Source organism: Streptomyces sp. NPDC051133 (genome assembly GCF_040682635.1).
Classification (GTDB): domain Bacteria; phylum Actinomycetota; class Actinomycetes; order Streptomycetales; family Streptomycetaceae; genus Streptomyces.
This window is the reverse complement of sequence record NZ_JBFBBK010000113.1, coordinates 1-7,654: the sequence shown is the minus strand read 5'-3', so window position 1 is coordinate 7,654 and position 7,654 is coordinate 1. Positions and strand designations below refer to the sequence as shown.

8 protein-coding genes are annotated in these 7,654 nt (G+C 59.3%); 7 read left to right on the top strand and 1 reads right to left on the bottom strand.

Annotation, left to right across the window (positions count from 1 at the left end; all coding sequences use genetic code 11):
* The first annotated feature begins 338 nt into the window (after positions 1–338).
* The 6 genes from AB0N17_RS44670 to AB0N17_RS44645 all read left to right on the top strand — a co-directional run bounded on the left by AB0N17_RS44670 (position 339) and on the right by AB0N17_RS44645 (position 5,162).
* Positions 339–914: an ABC transporter permease subunit gene (locus AB0N17_RS44670; RefSeq protein WP_366017437.1), complete on the top strand. Its 576-nt coding sequence runs from the start codon at positions 339–341 to the stop codon at positions 912–914.
* Positions 907–1,935: an ABC transporter ATP-binding protein gene (locus AB0N17_RS44665; RefSeq protein ID WP_366017436.1), complete on the top strand. Its 1,029-nt coding sequence runs from the start codon at positions 907–909 to the stop codon at positions 1,933–1,935. Before AB0N17_RS44670 ends, AB0N17_RS44665 begins: the two co-directional genes overlap by 8 nt.
* 26 nt (positions 1,936–1,961) lie before the next feature.
* The gene (fae, locus tag AB0N17_RS44660; RefSeq protein ID WP_366017435.1) at positions 1,962–2,516 is read left to right on the top strand and encodes a formaldehyde-activating enzyme; all 555 of its coding nucleotides are present in this window, start codon (positions 1,962–1,964) and stop codon (positions 2,514–2,516) included.
* 60 nt (positions 2,517–2,576) lie between these two features.
* Positions 2,577–3,491 carry an NAD(P)-dependent oxidoreductase gene (locus tag AB0N17_RS44655; protein WP_366017434.1) on the top strand — a complete coding sequence of 305 codons (915 nt, stop codon included), beginning with the start codon at positions 2,577–2,579 and terminating at the stop codon, positions 3,489–3,491.
* A 53-nt stretch (positions 3,492–3,544) separates the two neighbouring features.
* The gene (locus AB0N17_RS44650) at positions 3,545–4,642 is read left to right on the top strand and encodes an iron-containing alcohol dehydrogenase (protein ID WP_366017433.1); all 1,098 of its coding nucleotides are present in this window, start codon (positions 3,545–3,547) and stop codon (positions 4,640–4,642) included.
* 223 nt (positions 4,643–4,865) lie between these two features.
* Positions 4,866–5,162 carry an antibiotic biosynthesis monooxygenase gene (locus AB0N17_RS44645; RefSeq protein ID WP_366017432.1) on the top strand — a complete coding sequence of 99 codons (297 nt, stop codon included), beginning with the start codon at positions 4,866–4,868 and terminating at the stop codon, positions 5,160–5,162.
* Positions 5,163–5,247: 85 nt separating this feature from the next.
* Here AB0N17_RS44645 and glyA read toward each other — a convergent pair whose 3' ends face one another.
* Positions 5,248–6,453 (bottom strand): serine hydroxymethyltransferase, encoded by a 1,206-nt coding sequence (glyA, locus tag AB0N17_RS44640; protein WP_366017438.1) that lies wholly within the window; start codon positions 6,451–6,453, stop codon positions 5,248–5,250.
* A 486-nt stretch (positions 6,454–6,939) separates the two neighbouring features.
* On the opposite strand from glyA, the gene AB0N17_RS44635 reads away from it, so the two are divergent.
* Positions 6,940–7,389, top strand: a complete 450-nt coding sequence (locus AB0N17_RS44635; RefSeq protein WP_366017431.1) for a hypothetical protein — start codon at positions 6,940–6,942, stop codon at positions 7,387–7,389.
* The last annotated feature ends 265 nt before the right edge of the window (positions 7,390–7,654 follow it).

Below are 7,654 nucleotides of genomic sequence, written 5' to 3'. Positions count from 1 at the left end.
GTCTGCCCGCGGGAAACGGCAGCTGCGTGCGGCTGACTGACCCATGGAAAAGGGCGCCCCGCTTCATCGGGCCATCCTGCTCCGCCGGTTCGGCCGCAAGCAGGAAACCATCCAGCTGCCGCTGACCCGCCCCCTCCGACCTATCTCCATCGCGTCAGCGCGGGTCTGTTGCAGCTACAGCAACGTTCATTGGCCCAGGTCAGACGGTCTGCCTAACGTAGCGACCCGGCAACTGCAAGGCCCGGCATCAGATTGGCGGGGCAATGGATCAATTTGCGACTTACGTCGACGATCACCTAGACCCTCTTGCACGCCAGGCAGTCCAGCACATAGTCCTCGTGGGGTTCGCCCTGATCATCGCCACAGTGCTGGGAATGGCAGCAGGCATAGCGATGTGGCGCAGCCCCACAGCGTCCTCGCTAGCCAAAGCGGTAGCGGGTGTTTTCCTCAACGTTCCTTGTTTTGTCCTCTTCGGCCTGCTGGTCCCCCTACTCGGGTTCGGCCGACAAGTCACTGCGGCCGTCCTGTTGGGATACTCCCTGCTACCCATTGTGCGCAGCACCATCACGGGTCTCCAGGGAGTACGACCGGACGTCGTCCAGGCTGCGCAGGCAGTAGGAATGCGACGGTCACTGATCGTGGTCAAGATCCAACTCCCGCTGGCATGGCCGGCCATCCTCATGGGTATCCGGTTCGCGGCTCAACTGACCATTGCAATCGCCGCCATTACGGCGTATATAGCAGGGCCTGTGCACGGCGAAGGAATATTCGACGGACCGTCACGCGTCAGCGCTGCCAACGTCTTGAATCAGGCCCTAGTCGGCATATGCGGCATCGCGGCACTCTCCGCACTGAACGAGTTCGCATTTGTGGTGCTGCGGCGATTCACCACACCAAGGGGCCTCCGTGTCTAATCACAGAAAGATACGTCGCGCAGCGACTAAAAAAGAAGATACTCCAAACAGAAACGGTGCAGCCCTAGCACTCACCAAAGTCGAGAAATGCTATCCGAGACTCAACAAGCCGGCTGTCGAGAATTTCTCCATTGATATCGATACCGGCGAAGTAGTATGCCTGGTCGGCCCTCCCGGTTGCGGCAAGACGACGACGCTGAAAATGATAAACCGGCTTATCGAACCCACCAGTGGCGAGATCTTCATCGACAATGAAAGTACCCTCTCGATCGATCCGCCTCAATTGCGGCGACGTATCGGTTACATGGCCAAAGAAGTGGGTCTTTTTCCGCATATGACAGTGACCCAGAATGTGGGTGCGATCCCAAGGATCTTGGGTTGGGAAGAAGGAGTCGTACATGCCCGAGTCGATGAACTCTTGCGGTTGGCTGGTCTAGATCCACGTCAAATCAATGGCCTGTACCCCAGCCAACTATCCGGCGATCAGCAACAGCGGATCGGTATGGCCCGTGCTCTGGCGGCCGACCCCCCGGTTCTGCTGCTGGACGAGCCCTTTGGGGCAACAGAGCCGCACGCCAGGAAAAGACTTCAAGGAGATTTTCTGCACATACAGCGCACACTGGGAAAAACTATTGTTTTTGTCACCCAGGATTTTCAGGAGGCCCTTAGAGTCGCCGACAGGGTAGCTATCCTGAGTGAACGGGCAAAGATAATTCAATACGACCGCCCGAGTGAAATATTGGCACATCCGGCCAATCCTTATGTGGCATCATTTTTTAGCACTCATGTCGGCATAACGCGATTGGGATTGCTGACTGTGGCAGATACCCGCCTTCTGCCGGCCGGCCAGCAGCTCGCCGACGCAGTCGTCACCACTAGTACGACACTACAAGACGCCCTTGACATGCTCGTACAGTTGAGGCGTCCACGCCTTACCGTTGTGGACAAGGATGGCATAACAGTGGGGGAACTCGATTTTTACACCGTAGCCCAGGCCACAGCCGACAAGGATGGTCTGTAACGAAATGAGCCAGATGAGGTGACGATATGGATATTGGCGAATCCTTCATCGGGGAGGGACCGAATGCGGCTCATATCAGCACGGTGATCGGGCCACGGTCAGGGCCGGTCGGAACGGCGTGGGCTGTTGCCCTGGCTACTCCATCGCTAGGGCACACACCGTTCGTTGCCGCTTTGCAGCCAAACGTGCCGGTACAGCCCATGACTTTGGTCATCAACAAAGCATCAATCATCAGCAAATGGCACAGTGAAATGACCTGGGGCCCAGCTCAGGTTGGCGTTGCGACCGGTGTGGCCGATGCTGTCATGCAAGATATTATTCCCAAGAATGATATCAGAGCCCTCGTAATTGTGGCGTCAATATGGGTGAGCTCCTCCGCAAATGACCCGGAACAGGTATTCGTGAACAATAGAAAGGCCGTCTGCAAGGCGCTGGCCAATGGGTCTGCCCGTATGCCTTCGTTTGCTACGGTGCAGTCTGCGCTCAAAGCGCCTCACAACGCATTCTTCACCGCAAGCACCGATCAGTTTCAACGCGAAAGAGATGCACAAAAACCTGAAGCGCATGGGAGTGCCCTATAAGATAGCTGGGCCGTGACCTGGAAAACCAACTCGGCAAGGGGCGAGAAGGGGTCAAGAGAGATGCGCATCGGCTTCATCGGCCTGGGCCGTATGGGTGGCCCGATAGCGAAAAATGTACTGACCGGCGGTCATTGTGTAACGGTTCACGACCTTCGGCCGGAAGCTGCAGTCGAACACCTCACTCAGGGAGCGGTGTGGGCTGAGACCCCGGAGGAAGTGGGTCTCGATTCCGATGTAGTGATCACCATGCTGCCAGGTCCATATGACGTCGAGGAAGTGCTCCTTGGTGGCTTCGGCCTGCTGCGCGGACTTGCGGCTGGCAGCATCTGGGTTGACCTGTCGACCTGCCTCCCCGAGACCGCGAATAGGATCCGTCTGGCAGCCGCGCCACACCAGATCGCTGTGGTCGACGCTCCGATTTCTGGTAACGCTGAGGCCGCAGCCGCTGGAACACTGCAGATGTTTGTGGGAGGCAATGAGGCAGACGTGACACGCGTGCTGCCCATTCTTAAGGTCATAGGCGATCCCTCGCGTATGCCACACGTCGGGCCTCATGGAGCCGGCTACACAGTCAAGCTCCTGATCAACCTCCTTTGGTGCTCGCACCTCATCGCCGCATCCGAAGCCCTCTCCCTCGGAGTGAAAGCAGGAGTTGATCTCACCACATTGTACCGCTCCCTTCTCTGCAGTCCGGCTGCGGGATCCTTGCTGGAACAGGACATTCTCTCCGTTTTCAAAGACGGAGAATATGGCCACTCTCTGCCTTTGGAGGCCTCCTGCAAAGATCTGTCCCTAGCCGTAGACCTAGCGCGCGATGTCGGAATTCCTGTGGAGTTGAGCGCATTGGTTGAGCAAATATATCAACGCGCCAGAGTGCTTTACGGTGGCCAGGCTGGTGAAATGATGCCGATACGGCTCTACGAGGACACCTCGGGCTTCCCGCTGCGCACTCCGCAATCGGAAGTAGAACGATGAGCAAGAGGAAAGAGAGTCAGCTCCCGAAGTTCTCGCATCCTCCGACTGGGTGGGTGGAATTCGCTAGCGGCGCGATTAATCAAATCCCTGCAGCGGTGCGGCGCACAGGTACGGAGCATGTCTTCATTGTGACGGACCCGGGAGTTTGCGCTGCCGGGATTCTTGATCGTGTGATCGAGGTGCTCAACGCAGGCGGAATCAAGTACAACGTGTTTGGGGACGTTCAGCCGAACCCGTCGCCGCAAATCGTTGATACCCTAGCGGGCGAATTGCGGTCTGCGGGGAAGACAACCGTCTTGGCTCTGGGCGGAGGCTCGGTCATGGACGCTGCCAAATGTTCTGCTCTCCTTGGGGCGAACTCCGGATGTGCGTCCACACTCGACACAAGATGTGACTTTGAACCCGGACTTCCGGTGGTGGCAGTGCCCACCACAGCAGGGACCGGATCAGAGACCAATGGATTCGGTGTCATCGAGGCTTCTGATCGCCCCCAGAAGATCTACATCGGACATCCATCGGTCCGACCGCAAACAAGTATCCTCGATCCTGAACTAACTCTCGGACTTCCCGCTGCCCTGACAGCCGCGACAGGCATGGACGCTCTTGTCCACGGGATCGAATCACTGGCGTCCCGTCGAGCGACGCCTATTTCTCAGAGCTATGCCGCGCAGGCTATAGCTCTCGTCGCCAAATGGCTTCCAGTCGCGGTCAGGTGTGGAGATAACCTCGAAGCACGCTCTTATATGCTGATCGGCTCACACCTCGCCGGTCTTGCACTTAGCCTCAGCGGCCTCGGGCTGGTGCACGGCATTGCCCACGCAATCACTGCCCGTGTGGGCGCTCCCCACGGCCTGGCATTGTCCGCGGTGCTCCCGGCCGTGATGGACTGGTGTGCTCCCTGTTCGTGCCACGCTTACAGCCAAGTCGCGCGTGCTTTCGGCGTCACCGATCCCTCCACGCGTGCAGCGATCAACGCCTGCCGAGGCTTGGCGGATCGCGTGGGTGCCCGGCGCCCCCTCACCAGTTTCGGCGTCACCCCCGACATGATCGCCGAACTGGCATGGACCGCTGTTCAAGATCCGGTAAGCGCCAATAGCCCAAGAAGGCCGACCATCGCGGACACCGCAGCGCTCATTGCGGCATCGCTGTAAAGAACGGCGCTGTCGAAGGCCTGGCCGGAGCCGCCACCGGCGCCATCAGCCATCCAGAAGCGGCCTTCGTGAGCAGCGTGACAGTGAGCCGTTCGGGGCTTTACAGAGTGAGCGCAATCCGTACGGGATCTGACGCCGGCGCTCCTGTCAGAATTCCTACGGGCAACGTAGGTTCAGTGATGCAAACACAGGGGTGCGGAAATGATAGATGTGGAGTTGCACCATGAACGTGGGTCTTGTCGCCCGTATTGAAAGCAAGCCGGAGTACGCTTCCCAAGTCGAGGAGCTGCTGCGCGGTGCGCTGAAGCTCGCGAAGGAGGAGGAGCAGACTGTGGCTTGGTTCGCCTTCCGGGAGGGACCGACCACTTTCGGTATCTTTGACACTTTCGCTGATGACGAAGGGCGCGCGGCTCACCTCAGTGGCCAGATTGCCGCCGCCCTGATGGGCGTAGCCGACACGATGCTTGCCGCGCCTCCTGAGATTCGACAGGTCGATGTGCTCGGGGCCAAGGTGCCCTAATTCCACCGGCTTGAGGTGCCGGCAAGATGTCCCTCATGCTTGTCGGCACCTATCCACGTCTCGCTGGATGGCATGATGTCCGCCCCTACAGGGCGAGCGGGCTGGACCGGAATGACGCAAGAAGCTCCGAAACGCCCCTCTTGGCCGTGCCCGTGTTGTTTTCAACCAGGGCTCTGCCTATCAGTTCAGCGATACTGATCATTTCGGCTTCCCGCATGCCCAGGCTTGTCATCGCTGCTGTTCCCAGCCGAATACAGTCACCCCGCTTCTGGTGCACGGGCAGTACATCCAGCACGATGCCACTTCGACGGCACCGATCCCGGGCCTGAGCACTGCTAACACCCAGCGGAGCCACGTCAGCGATCATTTGGTGCGTGTCTGTACCCCCTGTGATCAGCCGGAGGCCTCGCTCGGCCAGCCCCTGAGCCAGCATCTGTGCATTTTTGACAGTCTGTTGGGCGTAGGCGGCGAATTCAGGGGTGCTGGCCTCACCGAAGGCAGCAGCCTTCCCGGCGATGGTATGCAAGTGCGGGCCGCCTTGGAAGAAGGGGTAGACGACAGCGTCCAAGCTGGCCCCCATCTGCGGAGAGCTCAGGAGGAGGCCGCCCCGCGGGCCGCGGAGGGTCTTGTGCGTCACAGCGCACACCACGTCGGCGTAGGGAACTGGGCTGGGGACTGCCTTGCCGGCAATCAATCCGAGCTCATGAGAACAGTCGGCGATGAGGAATGCTCCGACCTCATCAGCGATCCGCCTGAAAGACTTGTAATCGATCTTTCGGGGATAGAAATTCCCTCCGCATACAATCACGCGGGGTCGTTCACGTTGCGCTAGTTCCCGTACTTGATCATAATCGATGATCCCCGTGTCGGCGCGGACTCCATAGTAGGCAAAATCAAACGTGCGGCCAGAGATATTACTCGCCAGTCCATGGGTGAAGTGGCCTCCAACCGACCGCGACATTGCCAGGACCTTGTCTCCTGGTTCCAACAAAACCCAGTAAGCCGCAAGCACGGCGTTCGTGCCAGAGTATGGCTGTACGTTTGCATAGCCACACTTGAAGAGGTCTTTTGCCCTTCGGACAGCGAGGTCCTCGATACGGTCAACTACCTCGCATCCGCCGTGATGCCGCCTCCCCGGGTAGCCCTCGGCATACTTATTGATCAGAGGACTGTCCAGCGCTTCCATCACGGTGGCTGATGTAAAGTTCTCACCGGCCAACAATTGCAGCGAGCTGCTTTGCCTGTCTGCCTCAGCACGGATGAGTTGAGCCAGCTCCGGGTCCCGCTGCAGACCGGACTGTGGAGAAACAGAGGACCGTTCGGTTGTGGTCGCTGCCGTTTGTGGGCTCACAGTTTCAGTCTAACCAGTTGCTGTGGGTTTACTCTGTGGTCCTGGGCCGACTGGGCCGACTGGCACCCCAGGGATCTGGCGCCTTCCGGGATGCGGTCGGCCCCATCTCACCGGTGCTGAACCAGTCCGCTTCCGCCAACTTGAGCACCAACGGTTGCGAATCGATGATCACGTCAGCGACGGTCGGGACCCTCGTCCTCGCGGAGCCACCGGTCCAGCAGTCACCATGCGCGCTGTCGGTCCCGACGTAGGCGGCATGGTGTGCCACCGCCATCAATGCATTCGACTTGTGAGCTAACTGTTATCAGTTTGAGACTCTTGGTGCGTAGGAGTCACTGTCCAACTAGGGAGATGTCTCGGTTTATCCCTCTTCTCTTTCGACATCCAGCCTGCAAGAGGCACCCAGTTCATCCCAGGATGGTGACCATGAAGCGACCACCCATTAAGCAGGTGCAAGCGCTACCTGGAGCTGACTTCGCGCGGGATGCTGGCACGGCCGCCCCCACACCGTGGCTGCCTTCGCAGCGAGGAGGCTGGCCCGGTTCCGTTGCACCACCAAGTTCCGAACGTTTTGTGCAGTCAGCAAAAGATTGGCTGTTCTCATTGGGGCCGACTCGATGGCGGTTCATCCCCATGCTGAACCGGCTACCCGTGCTGCTGGCCCGGGTGGTGAGATCCCACCTGGAAGCAGGAATGGCCAGTGCCACGCTGAACAGCCGCACGGCTCAGGAGAGCCTCGGACACCTCGACCTGCAAAAAACCGACCTGGAGGACTTCGTCGACTTCAGCGAGCAGGAATACAGCCAACTCCAAGCATTGGCGCTGCAGGTCCGCGTGGTCGAAGCCGAGCTGGAGCGCAGGTACAGACGTCAGTAACCACAAAGAGGTACCGGGTCATCAGCCTGTAGTGGGTCTGCGCTCTCCCGCCGGTCACACCCCGAGGGCAGGCTAGTCCGGATCTCACTGCCATGCCCAGCTCAAGCAGACTCGCGAAAAGTCACCTCGACACTGCCGGACACGGCATGCCTGCACACGCTAGATCAGGCACCCGCTAGCAGGGAGGCGGAGAAGGGTGGGCAAGCTTTACAGTCCGGGTCCCGTCGATGATCGCATCCTCCAGACCCCGGGGTTCCACTGCGTC

Bases quoted from the DNA above. Each gene is read 5' to 3' on its own strand.
- fae (WP_366017435.1), top strand. From the start codon at position 1,962: ATGGATATTGGCGAATCCTTCATCGGGGAGGGACCGAATGCGGCTCAT.
- AB0N17_RS44655 (WP_366017434.1), top strand. From the start codon at position 2,577: ATGCGCATCGGCTTCATCGGCCTGGGCCGTATGGGTGGCCCGATAGCG.
- AB0N17_RS44645 (WP_366017432.1), top strand. From the start codon at position 4,866: ATGAACGTGGGTCTTGTCGCCCGTATTGAAAGCAAGCCGGAGTACGCT.
- AB0N17_RS44635 (WP_366017431.1), top strand. From the start codon at position 6,940: ATGAAGCGACCACCCATTAAGCAGGTGCAAGCGCTACCTGGAGCTGAC.